The 19,742-nt window shown below is 44.8% G+C and carries 18 protein-coding genes; 16 read left to right on the top strand and 2 right to left on the bottom strand.

Going from position 1 to position 19,742, the window contains the following annotated elements; all coding sequences use genetic code 11:
• Nucleotides 1–127: 127 nt before the first annotated feature.
• The 11 genes from NYE54_RS17350 (at nt 128) to NYE54_RS17300 (ending at nt 13,003) form a co-directional block, all read left to right on the top strand.
• Nucleotides 128–1,534, top strand: coding sequence for a sugar ABC transporter substrate-binding protein (locus NYE54_RS17350; protein WP_339264844.1), 1,407 nt, complete (start codon nt 128–130; stop codon nt 1,532–1,534).
• Nucleotides 1,535–1,605: 71 nt separating this feature from the next.
• Nucleotides 1,606–2,505 (top strand): sugar ABC transporter permease, encoded by a 900-nt coding sequence (locus tag NYE54_RS17345; RefSeq protein WP_339264842.1) that lies wholly within the window; start codon nt 1,606–1,608, stop codon nt 2,503–2,505.
• A 112-nt stretch (nt 2,506–2,617) separates the two neighbouring features.
• Nucleotides 2,618–3,520 carry a carbohydrate ABC transporter permease gene (locus NYE54_RS17340; protein ID WP_339264840.1) on the top strand — a complete coding sequence of 301 codons (903 nt, stop codon included), beginning with the start codon at nt 2,618–2,620 and terminating at the stop codon, nt 3,518–3,520.
• Between the two features lie 216 nt (nt 3,521–3,736).
• On the top strand, nt 3,737–4,756 hold the full coding sequence (locus NYE54_RS17335; protein ID WP_339264838.1) for a glycoside hydrolase family 130 protein: 1,020 nt from the start codon (nt 3,737–3,739) through the stop codon (nt 4,754–4,756).
• A gap of 33 nt (nt 4,757–4,789) precedes the next feature.
• Nucleotides 4,790–6,166 (top strand): FAD-dependent oxidoreductase, encoded by a 1,377-nt coding sequence (locus NYE54_RS17330; RefSeq protein WP_339264836.1) that lies wholly within the window; start codon nt 4,790–4,792, stop codon nt 6,164–6,166.
• Nucleotides 6,163–7,173, top strand: coding sequence for an SGNH/GDSL hydrolase family protein (locus NYE54_RS17325; protein WP_339264834.1), 1,011 nt, complete (start codon nt 6,163–6,165; stop codon nt 7,171–7,173). Before NYE54_RS17330 ends, NYE54_RS17325 begins: the two co-directional genes overlap by 4 nt.
• A 749-nt stretch (nt 7,174–7,922) precedes the next feature.
• Nucleotides 7,923–8,327 (top strand): VOC family protein, encoded by a 405-nt coding sequence (locus NYE54_RS17320; RefSeq protein ID WP_076321369.1) that lies wholly within the window; start codon nt 7,923–7,925, stop codon nt 8,325–8,327.
• A 660-nt stretch (nt 8,328–8,987) separates the two neighbouring features.
• Nucleotides 8,988–9,581, top strand: coding sequence for an AAA family ATPase (locus NYE54_RS17315; protein ID WP_339264830.1), 594 nt, complete (start codon nt 8,988–8,990; stop codon nt 9,579–9,581).
• A gap of 738 nt (nt 9,582–10,319) precedes the next feature.
• Nucleotides 10,320–11,243 carry an alpha/beta fold hydrolase gene (locus NYE54_RS17310; RefSeq protein WP_339264828.1) on the top strand — a complete coding sequence of 308 codons (924 nt, stop codon included), beginning with the start codon at nt 10,320–10,322 and terminating at the stop codon, nt 11,241–11,243.
• Nucleotides 11,244–11,890: 647 nt separating this feature from the next.
• Nucleotides 11,891–12,100 (top strand): hypothetical protein, encoded by a 210-nt coding sequence (locus NYE54_RS17305; RefSeq protein ID WP_339264826.1) that lies wholly within the window; start codon nt 11,891–11,893, stop codon nt 12,098–12,100.
• A gap of 327 nt (nt 12,101–12,427) precedes the next feature.
• On the top strand, nt 12,428–13,003 hold the full coding sequence (locus NYE54_RS17300) for a dihydrofolate reductase family protein (RefSeq protein WP_339264824.1): 576 nt from the start codon (nt 12,428–12,430) through the stop codon (nt 13,001–13,003).
• Nucleotides 13,004–13,419: 416 nt separating this feature from the next.
• Here the strand turns inward: NYE54_RS17300 and NYE54_RS17295 are convergent, their stop codons facing one another.
• Complete coding sequence (locus NYE54_RS17295) at nt 13,420–14,013, bottom strand: TetR family transcriptional regulator C-terminal domain-containing protein (protein WP_339264822.1); 594 nt, start codon at nt 14,011–14,013, stop codon at nt 13,420–13,422.
• A gap of 144 nt (nt 14,014–14,157) precedes the next feature.
• Here NYE54_RS17295 and NYE54_RS17290 point away from each other — a divergent pair, with 144 nt between their 5' ends.
• Together NYE54_RS17290 and NYE54_RS17285 are read left to right on the top strand one after the other, a co-directional pair.
• Complete coding sequence (locus NYE54_RS17290) at nt 14,158–14,364, top strand: hypothetical protein (RefSeq protein WP_339264820.1); 207 nt, start codon at nt 14,158–14,160, stop codon at nt 14,362–14,364.
• Nucleotides 14,365–15,031: 667 nt separating this feature from the next.
• A complete protein-coding gene (locus NYE54_RS17285) occupies nt 15,032–15,400 on the top strand; it encodes a VOC family protein (RefSeq protein WP_339264818.1) in 369 nt (122 codons plus the stop codon).
• Between the two features lie 297 nt (nt 15,401–15,697).
• On the opposite strand, the gene NYE54_RS17280 is transcribed toward NYE54_RS17285, so the two are convergent.
• Nucleotides 15,698–16,249 carry a TetR/AcrR family transcriptional regulator gene (locus tag NYE54_RS17280; RefSeq protein ID WP_339264816.1) on the bottom strand — a complete coding sequence of 184 codons (552 nt, stop codon included), beginning with the start codon at nt 16,247–16,249 and terminating at the stop codon, nt 15,698–15,700.
• Between the two features lie 147 nt (nt 16,250–16,396).
• Here NYE54_RS17280 and NYE54_RS17275 point away from each other — a divergent pair, with 147 nt between their 5' ends.
• From NYE54_RS17275 to NYE54_RS17265, 3 genes are all read left to right on the top strand, one after another.
• Nucleotides 16,397–17,320 carry a 2-dehydropantoate 2-reductase N-terminal domain-containing protein gene (locus NYE54_RS17275; protein WP_339264815.1) on the top strand — a complete coding sequence of 308 codons (924 nt, stop codon included), beginning with the start codon at nt 16,397–16,399 and terminating at the stop codon, nt 17,318–17,320.
• A 449-nt stretch (nt 17,321–17,769) separates the two neighbouring features.
• Entirely contained in the window at nt 17,770–18,255 is a 486-nt protein-coding gene (locus tag NYE54_RS17270) for an HIT domain-containing protein (protein WP_339264814.1), read from the top strand.
• 348 nt (nt 18,256–18,603) lie between these two features.
• On the top strand, nt 18,604–19,125 hold the full coding sequence (locus NYE54_RS17265; protein ID WP_339264812.1) for an AAA family ATPase: 522 nt from the start codon (nt 18,604–18,606) through the stop codon (nt 19,123–19,125).
• Nucleotides 19,126–19,742: the final 617 nt, after the last annotated feature.

The following is a 19,742-nucleotide window of genomic DNA, read 5'->3' as shown; positions in this document are numbered from 1 at the left end:
TCTTGCTGCAGGAGACCATAGAATTCTATCCCTTGAGAGTGAATTTGCCTCACTCCTTTTCCGAGTACGGGATTCTATAATAAAAAACGAGCTCACAATACAAACGTTAATCAAAGGGGTAGAATGTATGCGAAAAAAATGGTTAGGTCTCGGCTTGAGTCTTGTTCTAGCCGCAGGAATCGCAGGCTGCGGCGGGAACGACAACAACAATGGCAATGGTGGTACGACGAATGGCAAGTCTGACGGCGGAACAGCAGCTCCATCAACCGAGACAGGCCAACCCGTACAGCTTAAATACTGGACTGACGACCGTCATGATCAGGAGTATATTAAGGAATTAATTAACAAATTTAATGAAACAAACGACGATAACATCCAGGTGGAATTGACGGTCATGTCCGAGAATTACGCGCAAAGCGTCGATATTGCCTTTTCCAGCAACCAGGCGCCGGATGTGCTTCGCCTAAAGAGCGCCAATACGTCCGGATTTGTCAAAAAAGGGTATCTTGAACCGATTGACGAGTATCTTACCGATGACTTGAAAGCGAAGTTCGGCAGCTTGCTGATCGACGATGTCAACCGATTTGACGGCAAGGTGTACTCGCTCGCCAACACCGGCCTCACCATGCGTCTGGTCTACAACAAGGATCTCTTTGCCAAAGCCGGCATCGAGAATCCTCCGAAATCGCTGCAGGAAATGGTGGACGATGCCAAGAAAATTACTGAAGTTGGGAAAGCCGAAGGCATTTATGGTTTTGCACTGAACTTCAAAAATCCGAAGCAAGCATTTGACCGTTCCGTCCGGGAAATTCTTTCTTTGAGCGGTTATCAGGGACTTGGCTTTGATCTGAAGACAGGTCAATTCGATTTCGAGCCTTACTCGCAGGTCATCGAATATTTCAAGCAAATGTATAAAGACGGAAGTATTCTGCCTGGCGCGGAAGCGCTGGACATCGATCCGCTGCGAGCCCAATTCGCCGCAGGCAAAATCGGGATGTATCTTTCTTTCTCGACGGAACCGGGCGTGTACATGGATCAATTCCCGACTGAAATCAACTGGGGGGGCGCGTTGGCTCCAACGCTGGACGGTCAGATCAAGGGAACTTCCGAAATCGTGTCCGCCGGAACGTGGCTCGGCATCAGCGCCCAATCGGCCAATAAGGAAGCGGCTTGGAAATTCATGCAGTATATGCACGGTGACGAGGTTCTGAAGACCTATCATGAAAAAGGCTTCGGGATAGCCATTGTGCCAAGCATTGTAGAACAAGCTAAAGATCCGGAGATCAATGGCATGGAAGGCTTCCTGGTTGGGGAACACGACTCGCTCTGGCCTGCTTCGCCAAACGTTACTCCAGAGGGTTCCACCTACGCTGATGCATTCTTCAAATACATCCTTACCGATGAAGATCTGAAAGCGATTACGGAAGATTTAAACACAAGATACAACGCCGCATTGTCCAAGGCGGTGGAGAAAGGCGAGGTCACTGTAACGCTGAATCCTGCCTTTGATCCAACTAAACCGCAGGGAGAATAACAGGCAAGGATGGGGCTGCCGCGCACTTTTTGGCGGATGCCCCTTTTCTTTCCCCGAAGGAGGAACGAATCGTGAGTTTTAAATGGAAACGCGGGGGGGAGAATGCTCTGTTTCTGTCCCCGAGCATCATTTTGACGTTGGCTCTGGGCATCTATCCCTTGTTATGGATGCTGCGTTATATGTTTTATGACTATGCGGGATATGGCGATGCGCTGTTCGTTGGTCTGGACAATTTCCGTCGCCTGATGCGCGATGCGCTGTTCTGGGAATCGGTTGGCAATACCTTTATCTACGCCGGAGGCAAGCTTCTGCTAACGCTGCCGTTGTCCCTGCTGCTCGCGGTCGTCCTGAACGGCAAGCTGCGGGGCGGAAATCTGCTGCGAGGAATCTATTTTATGCCGACAATCATCAGCACTGCGGTTATCTCCGTGGTGTTCTATACGATCTTCAATTCCTATAACGGGATGGTTAACACCGTATTGATGAAGCTGCACCTGGTCTCGCAGCCGATCGACTGGCTCGGGCCGAAGCATGCGATGCTTACGGTCATTATTGTGGCGGTATGGGGCGCGGTCGGCAATTATATGCTGCTGTTTCTGGCCGGACTGCAGAGCATTCCGCAGGATTTATACGAGAGCGCGGCCATGGACGGCGCAAACGCCGGAAGACGGTTTTGGAGCATTACGCTTCCGATGCTGGCTCCGATAGCCCAGTTGGTCATCATGCTCGCAATTATCGCATCCCTGAAAGGCTATGAGAGCATTATGCTCATCACGGAAGGCGGACCGATCGGCAAAACCGAGGTCATGTATCTCTACCTGTACAAACTGTTGTTCCCGGTATCCACGGGTTCTCCTGTCGAGCAGCAGCTAGGATACGGCAGCGCCGTAGGCTTCGCCACCGCAGTTATTGTGGGAGCGATCACGGGCTTGTATTTCTTATTAAGCCGTAAAATGAACAAGTTGAATTAGAAGGTTGTTCAAAAAGTCTACATTGCAACTTTGCATAGGGCCATTACGATTTCACAACAAGCCGCAGATCGGTTGATCATGAACGGCTGCAGGCGTGCAGGAGGAACAGCAAATGAACGAACAGGTGTTACCCCAACAGCCGGACGCGCGAGGTAAAATCGCCGCCCGACCGCCTTCCGGTCACACTGGCAAAATAGTGGGCCGTGCGGTGATGTGGCTGTTTTTATTGATAACGGCGATACTGACATTATTTCCCCTGTTGATGACATTGTCCGGTTCACTCAAGACCGGCGCCGAAATGATGACCGGAGGAAGCTTGCTGCCGGCCAAGCTGCAGTTCGTCAATTATGCCGAAGCCTGGAAGCAGGCCAATTTTGCCCGCTATACCTGGAACAGCGCATTTGTCAGCATTATGGTTACCGTCGGCACCTTGCTGGTCGCTGCCATGGCGGCTTATGTGGTGGATCGCCGCCATTTTCCCGGCAAATCCCTGTATGTGACGACGCAGGCGTCGATGATGTTTATATCCGTTGGTGCCATTGTGCTGCGCCCGCAATTCGATTTGATGGTCGCGCTGAACTTGAATACCACGCTGTGGGGAGTGATCCTAATTCTGATCAGCGCCCATTCCAGCACATTTTTTATGCTGCTGGGATTCTTCAAAGCGATTCCCCGCGAGCTTGATGAAGCGGCCATGGTGGACGGCTCCGGGTTCGTCCGAACCTTCTTCCGGATCATTCTCCCGCTACTAACACCGGGGCTTGGCGTGGCAGGACTGTTTGCCTTCCGCCATGCCTGGAACGAATATATTCTGCCGCTGGTGTTCACAATGACGAATCCGCAGCTGCAGACGCTCACCGTCGGGTTGGCGAATCTTCGTTACGGTTCTTCCGCGGCTATGCAGATTCATTTGATGATGGCGGGAGCATGCCTGTCGATCCTGCCGATGCTTCTCGCTTATATTGTGGCGAATAAGTCCTTTATTCAAGTAACGGCCGGTTCAGTTAAAGGTTAAACTCAATTCCATATATAAGTGCGTGTACAAAAAGTCCGGTTTTCAGCACCGAGAAGGTTGGATGAAGCCAGGGGCTGAGGAGCGGAGCGTACGTTTTGGGTACGTGAGCACCGGAAGGCACGTATGAATGCAAGATTCGATGCCGAGTTACTTCCTGATTCACTTCGTGATCAAAAGTGAACTTTTTGAAGAACCTTTAGAAGGAGCATGATGCAAATGAGAGATTCTATAGTGGGACCTTTGTTTTCCAGCCCGATCATTACGCGGTATGCCGGAAATCCGATTCTGACTCCGGGTGATGTGCCCTACGGTCCGGCGATGGTCTTTAATGCCGGAGTTACCAAATTTAAAGGCAAATATGTGATGGTTTTTCGCAATGACTACGGCGATGAACTTAAGGGGATTGTTGCTCCTCATCATACAACGAATCTTGGTCTGGCCTTCAGTGATGACGGCATAAAGTGGGATGTGCAGCCTAAGCCGTGCTGGTCCTGGCATGATGAAGAGGTCATCCGTGTGTATGATCCGCGTCTAACGGTAATCGGCGAGCAATGCTATATGTGCTTTGCGGTCGATACCAAGCATGGGCTGCGCGGCGGCATCGCCGTCACCGAGGATTTCCGCTCCTTCGAGGTGTTGAGTCTGTCGCTGCCGGACAACCGCAACATGGTATTGTTCCCGGAGCGGATCGGGGGCAAGTATGTCCGGCTGGAGCGACCGATGCCTGTATACAGTCGGGGCGGGATTGACCGCTTTGACATGTGGATGAGCGACTCGCCTGATCTGAAATACTGGGGCAATTCCAAGCTGCTGCTGGCGGTTGAAGATGTAGCCTATGCCAATGACAAGGTAGGCCCGGGCGCTCCGCCCGTCAAAACGGACAAAGGCTGGCTGACCCTATTCCATGCCGTGGACATTGATCGCAGGCGGGGCAAGAACGGCTGGGAGGACAGCTGGAAGAAGCGTTATACGTCCGGCATTTTGCTGCTGGATCTTGCCGATCCCGGCCGGATTATCGGCAGGGCGGAGACGCCGCTGCTTGCCCCGGAAGCTGATTATGAGACCGATGGAGGCTTTCGCAATCATGTTATTTTTCCGGGGGGCATGATTCTGGAGGATACTGGGGAAGTCAAAATCTACTACGGCGCGGCCGATACCGTAGAATGCCTGGCAACTGCGCATGTAGATGATTTGCTGCATCTTTGTCTGGAAGGCACAGTCAATAAGCAACTATGACAAGTTAAAGCTATACAGAATGGAGAGGTTTCTATGAAAGGACATATTACGTTGCCATCCGTCAGCATTCCGGTTGCCTGCGAAGTGGATGTGCTGGTGATCGGCGGAGGAGCTTCAGGAATCGCCGCGGCCATTGCCGCTGCGAAAGGGGGAGCGCAAACGATGCTGGTGGAGCAGAGAGGCTTCCTTGGCGGCATGGGTACGGTTGCGCTCGTTCCGGCTTTCTGTCCCTTTACGGATAAGCGGAAGCCGATTATCCGCGGTCTCGGCCTTGAGCTGATGGAACGAATGAAGCAGGCATGCGATCCCCAGTACCGCGAGGAATATCAAGAGATGCTGGATTGGGTGCCGATCGATCCCGAAGTGCTGAAGCGGGTTTATGATGATGCCATTCTGGAAAGCGGTGTGACGCCGTTGTATCACACCTTTGTTTACGAAGTTGTCCGGTCTGAGGACCGCCGGAAGGTTGAGGGTGTCGTTGTCGTAAACAAGACAGGACGATCTTTCATTCCCTGCCGGTATATTATCGATTGCTCGGGAGATGGGGATATTGCCGCACTGGCGGGAGTTCCTTTTCAGAAGGGCGGGGAAGCGGGCGAACTTCAGCCTGGCAGCATGTGCTATTTGCTTGCGAATGTAGACCGTCCAAGGTTCAAACAGTACCTGGAGGAGAGCGGGGATACGGGCCAACTGCACAAGACGGTGGAGCTGGCGATCGAGGACGGCGCGCTGCCGGAGGGCCGCAAATCGATCTCCGGCCTTGCTTGGGTCAGCGACTATTTGGTTGGCGTCAACTTCGGCCATGTATTCGGCGTTGACGGCACCCTTGCTGAGGATTTGACGCGGGGGGCGATTGAAGGGCGCCGCACGGCGGAACGCCAGCTGCAGTTCTTCCGCCGCTACGTGCCGGGTTTTGAACACGCCCATATGGTGGCGAGCGGGGAGCAGCTCGGCATCCGTGAGACTAGGCGTATCGAAGGGGACTATATCCTGACGGTCGATGATTTCATTGCTGCGCGCTCCTTCCCGGATGACATTGCCCGCAACGCATATTACATCGATATTCATCTCGCCAACAGCAAAAGCGAAATGACTTTTAACCACCTTCCGCCAGGGGTTTCACACGGCGTCCCATACCGGATCATGCTGCCGATTGGCATCGACAACCTTTGGGTTGCCGGTCGATGTGTATCTTCGGATCGAGCAGTGCAAGGCTCCCTGCGGGTCATGCCGAACTGCTTCTCCATGGGCCAGGCCTCGGGAACGGCGGCTGCATTGGCGCTGCGGGATGGCACTGTCTCGCGCGGCATTTCCATAGCCGAGCTTCAGCAGCGGCTGCTGGAGCAGGATGTATGGCTGGGAGAAGATTTCATTCCGGCTGAGAAGCAGAAGGGAGGGAATGCGACGTGAAGCAGCTTCCATTAACGGATGAGTGGTTCCACGGGGCCGTGTCGCTCGAGCGCAGGGATAATGGATTCAAGCCCTGGCGTATTCCTTACATGGATTACGAACTGTATCCACCCGCGGGAATCGATGGCAAAGCCGAGATGTGTGCCGGTATTCGCCTGCGGCTGCGCACGGACTCCACCGAGGTGGCAGTATCTTTTGCACCGCTTGCGGATAATGCCGCCATGGATTGCGTGGCAGGAGGAGAATTATGCGAGACGATCAGCCTACCCGCCGGAGCGACAGAAGCCTTGTTCAGCGGACTTGGGGACGGAACCAAGGATATGGAGATTTGGCTTCCGCAAAATATAGGAATGACCGTAACCGGCCTGCGGATTGGGGCTCAAGCTATCGGAGTCCCGCTGCCGGACACCCGGCCCCGCTGGATTACGTACGGGAGCTCCATTACCCAGTGCGTCGGGGCTTCCAGCCCTTCCCGCGCTTGGCCTGCCATTGCCGCCGAAGCCTGCGGTTTCAGCTTGACCAATCTTGGCTTCTCGGGCAACTGCCATATGGAACCGATGATCGGACGGCTGATTCGCGACTTGCCGGCCGATTTCATCTCCATTTGTGCGGGGGTGAACATCTATGGCGGGGGCACCTTAAGCCCACGTATGTTCAAGCCGCTGCTGATTGGTCTGCTGGAGACGATACGCGACAAACATAGGGACACCCCGCTGCTTGTCATTTCTCCGATTTATGGCACTCTCCGCGAAACGCAGCTCAATTCGCTGGGCTTCACCCTGCCTATGATGCGTGAGCTCATCCGTGAGACCGTCGAGCTGCTAAGGGCTCGGGGCGATCGCCAGTTGTTCTATCAAGATGGCTTGAACTGGCTCGGCCCAGAGGATGAAACCTTTCTGACGGATGGCTTGCACCCTGGTGCCGAGGGGTATGAGCTGTTAGGCTGGCGTTTCCGTGATCTTCATGAAATTGCGTTACGGGCAGTGCAAAGAAACGTGCAGGGATGAATTTCTACTATATTTGCTACGACCAATGGGAACGCCTCAAGTCCTTATGACGCCAGAATAGAAACGATAGAGCGGACGTCAATTTTGTCAACTTAAGTTGAGGTCCTCGTCCCAGCAATACCTCTAAAGCTGACTGCACGACCACATGAACCTCCTAAGCGATATCTAAGCCGACGATGAGATGATGAACGGTAATGTTTTCAATCAGTTGATCTTGCTTGTCTTGTGCCAGGAGTTCTAACGGGAGACAATAGAGGAATACACACAATCCAGCCGCATAATCAAAGGCGGTTTTTCTTCTATGATCACCTCATGAGCATACCACGCAGGATATGCATATGACTGCAGTTCAAATGTAATCCTGGATCTATTCATTTATGAGTAAAAATATTCATACTAGAGAGTCAGAGATTGCAGCGACACGGGGAATTTTAGGGGGGGACCGGTGGCAGACAGGACGTGTGCATTTCCATGTCAAGCGGAATGGCAATCAATGACCTAACGTCTGAAAGAGAACGGTCTGCAGGTAGATGAATTGGGGCCCATATCGAAAACAGGTGCATGCGACAACGGGGGGGAGATCAACATTAGCATAGAGAATGCCCGAAAATGTTAAAACGCTACTGACATACCGTTGTCAGTAGCGTTATTTTATTATCGATTAAGTAAACATAATGGGGTGGAGAGCTTGTTCTTGCCCCAAAAATGATATGGTACTGTATCATTTATTATAGGAAGGATGGTATTTTATGAATTTTGCTTCTGTACGTATCATTACCGACGATGTGGATCGTCTTGTTGAGTTCTATGAGAAAGTCATGGGTGTTTCGGCGGAACGTCCCGCGGCTGCCTTTGCGGAACTCGTTGTGCCATCGTGTACCCTGGCGATCGGTCACTCCCAGACGGTGCCGCTGTTCGGCGTTGGTTCCGCTGTGGCGGCCGACAATCGCACTGTCATCCTCGAGTTCCGCGTCCACGATGTCGATGCCGAATACGAGCGCTTGAAACCGTTTGTCGACGAGTGGGTAAAGGAACCGACCACGATGCCGTGGGGGAACCGTGCTGTGTTGTTCCGTGATCCCGACGGCAACCTCATTAACCTTTTCCAGCCGGTGACCGAGGAAGCGATCCAACGGTTCAGCGGTAGGGGGTGACTCTTGGGGACATAACCGAACACCATCCCACAGAATAATTGACGTTCAACAAAATCATCAAGTTGATTTAATTGACCTGTATACAACGCACCTTACAACAACAGCAGCCAATTACTTGCGGCTTCTGTTGTAGAAATATGCACCATTTAGGTTGTAACAGTCGCAGTTTTATAGAAAACTGGTTTAAGACGACAAAAACATACACGCTTAAAAGCCGCGCAACTGCGGACTTTTGTGTTTTAACGATTAAACAAGCAGGGATGGGAGCAGTTATGGGATCCTGTCGAGGGACAAGAATGCTCCCATAGAAAGTCGCTATTTTAGCGGCTTTTTTGTTTTATCGGAACAGTTCTTGTCCCGAACCAAAGACAGATCGGTAATTAAGCGAAGTTGCAACGAAGACGGCAAAGTATAAATGTTCTTGTCATCCAAAATCAGTACTGGTTAAAAAACGAGTTTGAAAAGTTCCAATAACTGAAGAAACGGTACAAGGGGAGAAAAAGTGAGGTATTCGTGCTTCTTCGGCAGCTCGTTGAACTAACTGGCAGGATAATTCAATCGTTTCTCGAATATTTTCTGAGTTGGATAATTTTATGAAATTTGTGAATATAACGTTATCTGAAAGATACGAAATGATTATTTTTTGAAGGGATGATTAAATTGAAGAAAGGGATATTAGTTTATCTAAATGGAACTTCAAGTTCCGGAAAGACCTCTATATCGACTGAACTGATAAATCAGAAAGAGATTCTTTTTTATCATTTATCAATTGATGATTTTTTTAATAATTACAATGATTTTATTAATAATAAATTTCCAGATGAACCTACAAGAGAAATAGATCATCAGATTGTCTCACAAATACTTGATGATTCCATATTCTCAGTGTATCATTCGACAATTAAATTGTTATCAGAAATGGGATTTAATGTAATAGTAGATACCGTAATCGACAATGACAAGAGGTTTAATGAGTTTCTTGATCAATTTTTCGATCAGCCTACGTTATTTATAGGTGTAAAATGCTCGAAAGAAGAACTCATAAGAAGAGAGCAAACAAGAGGAGATAGACAGATTGGACTAGCAGCTTCACAGTTTAGCAAAGTATATTGCTTTGATGAATATGACCTCGAAGTAAATACGGAAGAGATGAATCCAACAGAATGTGCCGAAAAGATATTAAGTTTTATTAAGTCCAATAAGGAATACTCGGTATTTAAGAAATTACATAAAAGAAATGTTAGTGTTTCCTAGATGGCGTATCCATCAGATAACACCATATTCAAAACAACCCCCAATCAAATGATTTGATTGGGGGTTGTTTTGTTTCATTGAATAATCCGGGGAGGTTTTAGAACTTATTATTTGATGATCGAAAATACATATTAGATAAATATCTAACTGATTGAAACTCGGAGACAATTTGTTGACAATTTGTTCAATAAATGATGATATCTCTGGACTATATTAATAAATAATATTAACAAATATATGAAACTAAAAATTGATTTTCGTATTGTTTTGGAGAAGAAAAATCGAAGTACACGGAGGTACAAAAAATGAAGAAAAAAATATGTTCCAATCGTTTTGCTTTCCAGTAGTAACGCTTTTAACAGTGTTCGCTCTAGGAGAATGCGCATCAGATCAATCGATTTCTTCGTGAAATGAAAAGATGTTCGCCCAGACTCTAGAACGTGTAGAAGTGACGACGTTGGAAAACAATGCAAGCGACAATACAATGGACGAATCTATTTTATTAACAGATAAAAAAGTATAAACATCCGAGGCTTAGCATCCTTATCTCGCATGAAAAACTTCTGCTAAAGTCTGTATACTGAGAAAGTACGTCGAGAGACGTTTTTGTTATAACGAGCTGGAATAAACGGTGTTCAATCCCCTATACAAGTGACAAAGGCAGAGGATTCCAAGAAAAAAGCCAATAATAGAACAATCTGTTATAAATTCAGTGAAAGTTGGAGGTATGGAAAATCTATGATCGTATCTTTTAAAGAAGCAAAAACGGTACTTGTCTTGCTCATTTTGTTAGCAACGATTACAGGATGCTCCGAAAAAATGCCTGTATCGTCAAATGAAGACCATTTTTCAACTAATCCACCTCAAAATACATCCCCCACAACTGAGACCGGGAATGAAACACCACTTGCTGAAGTGACGAACATACCATCAAACCCACCAGTTGAGTATGATCCTGCCTGGCCGGATCGAACGGCGAGTTCTTCTAACGGGCATCTTGTGAATAGTTGTGTTCCAGATGAGTTACGTGATAAAGCAACTACATTGACAACCAGTGATGGGGTGTATCTGTCAGCACTTGTGCTTGGTAGCGGAAATAAAGGAGTCCTGCTTGCACACGAGCAAGGCTATAGCATTTGCTCTTTTCTTGACATGGGAACTGAACTGGCTGACAGTGGATATCTGGTTGTTATTCCTGAATATCGTAATCACGGTGCCTCACAGAATTTTCCAGAGGATAATCAGAATATAGATCGTGATGCCGAAGCAGCCTTAAGCGAACTCAAACGATTGGGTGCACAAAAAGTGTTTTTGGCAGGAGCATCATGTGGCGGTAGTACAGCAATCATTGCAGGCGTTCGTCAAGAGCTGCCTATTGAGGGGCTCATTATTCTTTCTTCTCCTGCACAATGTGGGCCCCTTGATGCAATACCAAGTGTCGAAAAGATTAAAGCACCATCCTTGTTTGTTTTTTCACCTGGTGATTATGGAGGCTCAATTGAAAAAGAAGTGCGAAAATTATATCAAGCATCCGGAGCAACTGATAAAGAGCTAATTGTGGATGAGAGTGGTTATCACGGAACAGATATGTACCATAAGGGAGAGCGCGGTGATGCATTGAAGTCCCAGCTCATTGACTTTGTTAAAAAGGAATTTAATTAAAGTAAACTCAAAATGAGGGTGTTTAATCTGAGGCGTCCGTGTTGGTCGGCATTTTCTCTTGTATCCTACGTTCAACAAAATCATCAAGTTGATTTAATTGACTTGAATACAACGAACCTTACTACAACAGCAGCCAACTACTTGCGGCTGCTGTTGTAAAAATATGCACCTTTAGGTTGTAACAGTCGCAGTTTTATAGAAAACTGGTTTAAGAGCTCACAGAACAAATCTAACTTCCTTACTGTCGGGGGACAAGAATATAGTCCCATTGAAAGTCGCAATTAGCGGCTTTTTTTGTTTTTACGGTACAAGTTCTTGTCCCGACATGGATGAATATGCCTCCACCAAGCGCCGCCTGTTGGATTCAGATTGCTGACGACTTTGCCGTCTTAAACGGCGATAATCCGGCGACTGCCGCATCGCGTGGGAGGGGGCGGAGCAACGGGCAGTAGAATTCAATTTCGTGTTAAAATAAATTGTGGAATAGTTACCCATATGAATTTGGAGGAATGCTCGTGGCATGGCCAACTCATATTGTTGCTTGAAAATGGTTTAAATACAGATTAAAGCAATATAATTATTTTTAATTTTCATAAGAGGATTTATTTTCAGTGGTTGTTCATGTTTAAGGGAGGTGAAAAATAGCTATGCGTAAAAAAGATAGGAACGTAACAGGTATTGTATTGGCCGTAATTTACTGTGTCGTTCTTTTTGAGATTTTAATAGATGCACCCCCTGGTGAAGCTCCAAATAATCCGCCTTGGGCATACGCAATGATTCCACTTGGATCTGTTGCAATCACCTCTCTCTTTGATTATGTGATCAAGTTCGATTTCTTCAAAAAAAAGAAAGAGTGAAGGGAGTGTTACAAATGACCGGAACCGGTACGTACATGTGCCGGGGGAAAAGTAGATGTTCCCTTTGAAAGTCGCAATTAGCGGCTTTTTTTGTTTTTACGGTACAAGTTCTTGTCCCGAGCCAAGGACAAGAACTTGTACCGATTGCCGTAATGGACAAGAACATGAGCCGATTACCGATTAGATAAGCATCTAACTATATCTAACGGGAACGCAATCTAGACTAAATACTCCATTTGTGATTAGCAATCCATAAGAAACAACCAAGCTGAAATGTCCTATAATATAGTTAATGTAGATATCTCTATGAACAAAGGAGAACTGAAAATGAGAAAACTTGTTCTATTTTTGCACGCATCGCTTGACGGTTTTGTAGAAGGGCCGAACGGTGAAATGGACATTGGCTGGGTTTCTTACGATGCTGATTTGGAGAAGCACGCGAAAGAAATTCTAAGTACTGCCGACACTGTCATTTGGGGACGTGGGACTTATCAGATGATGCACAGTTACTGGCCATCTGTGCCTTCGAACCCATCAGCCTCGCAGCATGAAAGGAATCATGCCGAGTGGATCGAAAAGACAGCCAAAATCGTTTTTTCCACGACGTTGGAGAAAGTCGAATGGAACAATTCCAGACTGGTGAAAGAAGATGTCGAGGAAGAGATCATGAACCTCAAACAGCAGCCAGGCAAGGATATGGTCATCCTCGGCAGTCCTAGGTTCGCACACTACCTTATGCAGCTTGATTTAATAGATGAGTATAAAATTACGGTTTCTCCCGTCCTGATCGGCAGCGGGTTGCCGTTATTCCAAGGTCTCAAGGAGAAGATCAATCTTAAACTTATCGAAAACAAGACATTTGATTCTGGAGCCTTAGGCCTCGTTTACCAGACGGTTAGATGACCTTATTTCCAAAAGTAGATTACGTTAACGTGACACGATATCTCAATGAAGACATTGAAGTTAGCCGACTCCAAAGCCGGCTAACTTTTTCGATAACTATTGCCAATCACAACTTGCTATTGAACTGAATCTGTTGGGGGACTAAAACATAATCCCATAGAAAGTCGCTAATTTAGCGGCTTTTTTGTTTTATAGGTACAAGTTCTTGTCCCCAGTCTAGGACAAGAACTTGTACCTATTGCCGTAAAGGACAAAAGCATGAGCCGATTACCGATTAGATAAATATCTAACTATGCTTCCATGCAATTTCATTAAGCTAACGGGCAGATTAATTGAAGATCAAAACACGGAGTATCGTACCATAAGTAACGGCAAGTTTTTTTCAGGAATCGTCTATGTGCTCATCCATCCGTAGCTTACGAGCATAGCTCCTGAAGATGGCGGGTGATGATCTGCTCAACGGTCTCCGGTGTGTATAGCTCAGGGCGGAGCAATGCGAGTATCGTCAAGCCTTCCACAATCGAGGCCAATCTTAATGTTTCGAGTTGAATGTCCACTGAAGAGGGGAGAAGCTTCGCCTTAGCTAGAATTTCAAGGACAGCTTTAGTCAAGTAGTGGAGTCCGTCAGTGAGCTCGTCTTTTTTAGCTTGTAATGCCAAACTCGTGAGGGATCGGATGGCGAAGATCCACCAGACGCCGACAGCAGTTCGTTTTTCCGCATCCAAAGGAAGCAGTTGTAACAGAATTTCCCTCGCAGCCTTCATCGGAATAGGGCTTATTTCCAGGCGCTCTTCTGCTCTGGCAACTCCTCTTGTCAAATAATAATCTACGATAAATAGCAACAGTTCGTCCTGTGTTGAAAAATAATGCCGCAATGCGCCGGGTGACAACCCTGCTGCAGCTGCAACGGCACGGATTGACGCATGTTCAACCCCTTTTTCCTCAATGATATTCCATGCTGATTCGGCGATTAGTTTTCTCTTTTGAGCGTGGTCCACGACTTTTGGCAACGGTAAACGCCCCCTTGTCTTATTTAGCACACTGCATTAAAATAATTAATACAGTGTGTTATTTAGAATTTATTCAGTTATATCGCATCGCAGTTATAACGTCAATAGTACTGGGCTTTGACTTGATTGACGGGAGGGGATTCAATGCAAGAAGAAATCGATGGAGTTTTTCGTTTTCGTTCCACCTGTAATAGTTGCAGAAGAGAGTTTTATGTCATTGAGGGGACTCAAGCTTACGACCGTGTGAAACGAAATTCCAAAGGAATGCATTACTGCGAAGATTGCAAAAACAGGATCGAACTTGAAGCCCGACTGCAGTTAGGAAGACGACTGTTGACCGGCAGAGATTAGGTTTCAAGACAGAAGGGGCCATCCTGAAAAGGATGGCCTGTCGAGGGACAAGAACATGGTCCCATTGAGAGCCGCAATTTTTAGCGGCTTTTTTGTTTTATCGGTACAAGTTCTTGTACCGATTGCCGGAATGGACAAGAACATAAGCCGAGGTTACCGATTAGATATCTATTTAATGAATTAACGGCCGTTAATTCATTAAGCTAATAGGCAGAATTAAATGGAGGGACTCGTAAACAAAATAACACCTCCATCTTTCTCACCAGAAACTTAATTTTATCTTCTAACTCATCTATGGGACTACTGACATACTGTTGGCAGTAGGGGGCTTGTATAATCAAGACAACCAAAGTGAGAGTGAGGTTATTTACATGACTCTATAATGAAACGAATGGATCGCCGATGCTTATCTCGAGGCGATGGCGGATAACCTACGAGCGAGTTATGAGTAGAGAGCTCTGGCTTTTGAGACAAAAGCTCTAGACACGAATCGTGCGTTATAGTCATGCCGTATAGTTACAAAGAGCTTCCATTGACATGTGCATTGTATTGGCGGTTTCCTTGAAAAGATCCCTGGAGAAGTATCCAAATCTATCTGTGATTGTTTTTTACTCAAGTCAGTATTACAACATAACAACCCCATATAACAAAGGAGGACATTAACATTATGTCAGCAATTGGACCCGACTTCATTTCACTTCAAGTGAGTAATCTTGAAAGCTCTGCAGAATTCTATCAAAACTATCTTGGACTAGTTCGCTCACAGGCAGGGCCACCTCATGCTGTAGTCTTTGAAACAAAGCCTATTGCATTTGCTCTTCGTGACCTGTTGCCTGAAACAGAACTCGGTTCAGGTAATCAGCCTGGACTTGGTGTCGCTCTGTGGCTTCATGCCCCCAATACGCAAGAAATCCACGACAAGCTTATTGCAGCAGGCGTAAAGATTACATCCTCACCAATAGATGGACCATTCGGACGAACTTTTACATTTGCCGACCCAGACGGTTACCTAGTTACCCTTCACAGTAAAGCCTAACCCAAAAGTATATCTAGCTTAACAATAGTGATAACTTCTTCTGTCACAGTGAGCCAAATGTTATTACAACATTAAGACCTTATTCCTAAAAGTTGTATTCTCCCCATACGGTAGACAGGTGAAATAATAAATCCTGTTACTGTGAGGGGAGTTTTTTCATATTGACGAATTGTCAAGCTATCAGCAACACTTCTTCCTGGTTATGCTATTTTGTTTTATCAACAGGTTCACGAACATATGCGTCTTCAATGCTATCTTATTGTTATACAACATATGGATTTGGTTTGAATGACAGACTCATTCTTTAAAATAGGGCGTAATCCCTCTTGAATATAGGTTCTCCACTAACTTGAAAAATTCTTCTGACGATAAATCCTTTTGACGCTGGAGCCAAAGACGGAATAAAGAAAGGGAAGTTGTCAGGTAAAACTCAATTAAGTATGGCGTTAAGGAATGGTTTTGCGGAACGTTTAATTCTAATTGATCCAAAGTGATTTCTTTTTTTAAGCGTTTTAAAAAATGGGTACTTCCATAATCGCCCAAAAGGGCACTAAGAACCAGGAGATGTTCTCTTTTGTCCAGACAATAGAGCGTATCTTGAACCGTATGCATCGATAGTTCTTTACTCGCCAATTCTTTTTTCATGTCATTTAATAAGTCATTTTCAACAGAGTCTAACAATTCGTAAATGTCAGTAAAGTATTGATAAAAGGTGCTGCGGTTATATCCTGACTTATTCGCAATTTCCTGAATCGAAATTTTCTCAATCGGCTTTTGGCTATATAACTCACAAAAAACCTCTACAAACTTTTGTTTTGTTTTCTCCGTTATTTGGGGTTGCTTTTTCATGTTTCCCTCCTACTTGCGAATAAGATATCATCCGACAAATAATAAAAAACTGATGGTTGATCAAGGAATAATAAAGATTTATGATCACATCATACAACATGTTGTCTGATAATCAAAAGGAAAAGTTAATAAGTAGGGGTGGTTTTAATGTCAGCAAAACAAGATAGAATTTTAATTTTTGGTGCAGGTGTCATCGGGAGCATGTACGCAATTAAACTTATTGAAGCAGGGTTTGACGTTACCCTGTTTGCACATTCTAATAGATTTAAATCATTAAGAGAAAATGGCCTGCAATATAAAGAAAAAGGTACAGTTAGATCGATACAAGTGAATGTCATTGATACGCTTGAAAATGACGATGTATACGATTTTATTTTCGTTGCCGTTCGTTATGATCGGTCCGAATCGGCATTGTTAGCACTAAAAGATAATCAAAGCAAAAATATAGTTACGATGACTAGTAATTCAATTGGATTTTCTTCGTGGCTGGATATCGTAGGGGATAGACTTTTACCGGCTTTTCCCGGCTTCGGCGGACAGATTAAAGATGGAGTATTGCATGCTCGATTTCTACCAAAGATTATAGCGGCAACGGCATTTGGAGAAATTAATGGTGTAGTGACAGAACGCATAGAAAACCTCGCAAAATTATTTAAAACAGCAAAGCTTCCCTACGTTATTAAAAAGGATATGCAAGCGTATCTAATCACACATTCCGTATCAGACATTGCCATGTTGAGCGTTTTGCAATCTGAGAATAAGATAATGAACAAAAAAACAGCCAGAACCAGAAAGACGGCACGCAAAATAACAGTCACTTTAAAAGCGTATCTAAAGGCAATACAAAAAGCTGGCGTTTCAATTGATCCACCCATGCTTAAAATGGTGCTTAAATTTCCAAACTTATTTTTGGATCTTTTCTTTATGACATGGCTAGGAACTAAAATGGTTAGCGATATGATGTTGCCGGATTATGCGAATAATGCTAACAATGAGATTGTGCAGCTGAGTAATGATTTAATGAAATTTTTAAGTCAAAATGATATCAAAACGGAAATACATGTTCAGTAAATTTTTTTGTTAAAATATTATGGTAGTTCATATGAAAATCGAAATATTATTTATTTGGAGATAATCAAAGATCTTTTCCGACTCCATTAGAAGCTATTTATCATGAAACGGAAGATAAGGAATGGATTTCTGTTAAAGAAGTATTTTCCAGTTCGAAAGCAACTCCAATATTTGGTAGTACTTATATTGAAGTATACGTTGTAATTAGCAGCCCTAATATAAGTGGTAAACTTGCTGTCGGGGGACAAAAACATAGTCCCAAAGAAAGTCGCTATTTTAGCGGCTTTTTTGTTTTATCGGGACAAGAACTTATACCGATTGCCGTAAAGAACAAGGACATGGTCCGATTACCGATTAGACAAGTATCTAATTATGTTTCCATCCAATTTCATTAAGCTAACGGGCAGAATAACGCAACGAACAGAGGTTGCCTGCGTCTATATTCTCAATTGGAAAAAAATGAAGGGATTGAACAAGAAAAAATGAAAACATATTCTCATAAGCCTGAAGGATACGAATGCCCATTTTGCCGTGTTAATATGGGAACTAAACAGAGAGATAACATTTACCAGAATGAATATGTAACGGCATTTATAGCGAGCAAATGGTGGCCAAACAATAAAGGACATGTTCTTGTTGTTCCTAATCAACATTTCGAGAACATTTTTGAACTCCCTGCGGATTATGCTGTTGAAATTCACCGTGCGGCTCAGCTTACCGCGTTTGCAATGAAAAGTACATATAGATGTGATGGGATTTCTACGCGGCAACATAATGAGCCTGCTGGCAATCAAGACGTGTGGCATTATCATCTCCATGTTTATCCTAGATATGTGAATGATCAACTTTATCTGACAAAGGGTTCTCAGACCGATCCAGATGAACGCGCTTACTATGCTGATAAGTTGCGTTCTTGGATAAAGGAAAACAATTAAGGTCTAAGAGGAGCGAATGATAACCCTGGTAGAGATGAACCTGAAAGTACGTGAACGTTGTGAAAAATATGGTTCTCTCATCAAGCACATCACTAACGGGAAATGATAACGAAACAGACACGTAAGCAGCCGGACGACACAATCGGCGGTCTTTAAATTTCAACCATGTGAAGAATAAGCTACCAAAAATAATTCAACAATCTGGATAGGTCTTTCTTTTATCAAAGATTACGTATCTGGTACGAGAGTGCAGTACTTCAACGAGTCTTTAATCTGTGATTTGCTGGAGGGGTAGTGCTATCGTTCATCTTGTAATTCATTTAGTATGACGTAAGCTGAGGGGGACATATGAAAAGAGGGAATATTATTTTCCTGAATGGAGTATCAAGCTCGGGGAAGACAACACTAGCCAAACAATTACTTAAACGGCTACCTGATTTTTACCATTACAGTATCGACGATTTTGATGTTGTTATTGAACGAATGGAAGATAGGGACAACGATCGGCTCATTCCGGTTGAAACCGAGTATTTTTTTCATCGAACGATTACCATGTTTTCTGATAAAGCTGTTAATCTTATTATTGACCATGTTATTCATGACGAATTTATAAGATCGGATTGCAAAGCAATTCTATCCGGGTATCCTATATTGTTTGTGGGTGTTCATTGTCCAACAACAGAGCTTGAACGTCGAGAAAAAGAAAGAGGGGACCGCAGGATAGGATTATCTAGATCACAATTGGACTTTGTACATAAGGAAGAGATTTACGATATTGAAGTTGATACGTTCACCAATGGACTAGAAAATTGTGTTGAAAGAATTGTAGAGAAGGTACAAGAAAAAGACTTTCCAAAAGCCTGGTCATAATTAGAACTTATACCGATTACCGATTAGATAATTGTCTAATTATAATCGTTTGTAAAGTATAAATCTGCCCATATAAGAGTGGCTTTTCAGGTGATTTACCATATTCAGCTGGCACACTAAGTAGTCTGATGTCGGGGGACAAAAACATGGTCCCATTGAAAGTCGCTATATTAGCGACTTTTTTATTTTATCGCCGAAAAGGACAAGAACATAATCGGATACCAATTAGATAAGTACCTAACTATGTTTCATTAAGCTAACGGGCAGATTTGCTCAATGGCGTGGGGCAAACTCACATAATTCTAATTATTTATTGGGTACTTTTTATTTTATTACCTTTCAATTAGAATATATAGTACCATAATTGAAACTTAATTCCATCAAATGAAACATGAGTGCTGTTTTTCCAATACTTACATCAGGCAATAGGAGAAGAGGAATTTCATGCAAACCATTTTGGATACGCACTTACACATCACAGAGCCATGTTTTCTTGTAATAGAGAATCAAGGATTCGATCAAAACTATCGGATTGATTCATTGCTAGCGTTATCAAACAAGAAAGCAGTCGATCAACGTGATCACATACCTTTGTTCAACTAACCGGCAGGATATTT

The sequence above is a fragment of the Paenibacillus sp. FSL K6-1330 genome, assembly GCF_037976825.1.
GTDB lineage: Bacteria > Bacillota > Bacilli > Paenibacillales > Paenibacillaceae > Paenibacillus_AQ.
The sequence above is the reverse complement of the archived record's forward strand: the minus strand, read 5'-3'. Positions and strand labels throughout refer to the sequence as shown.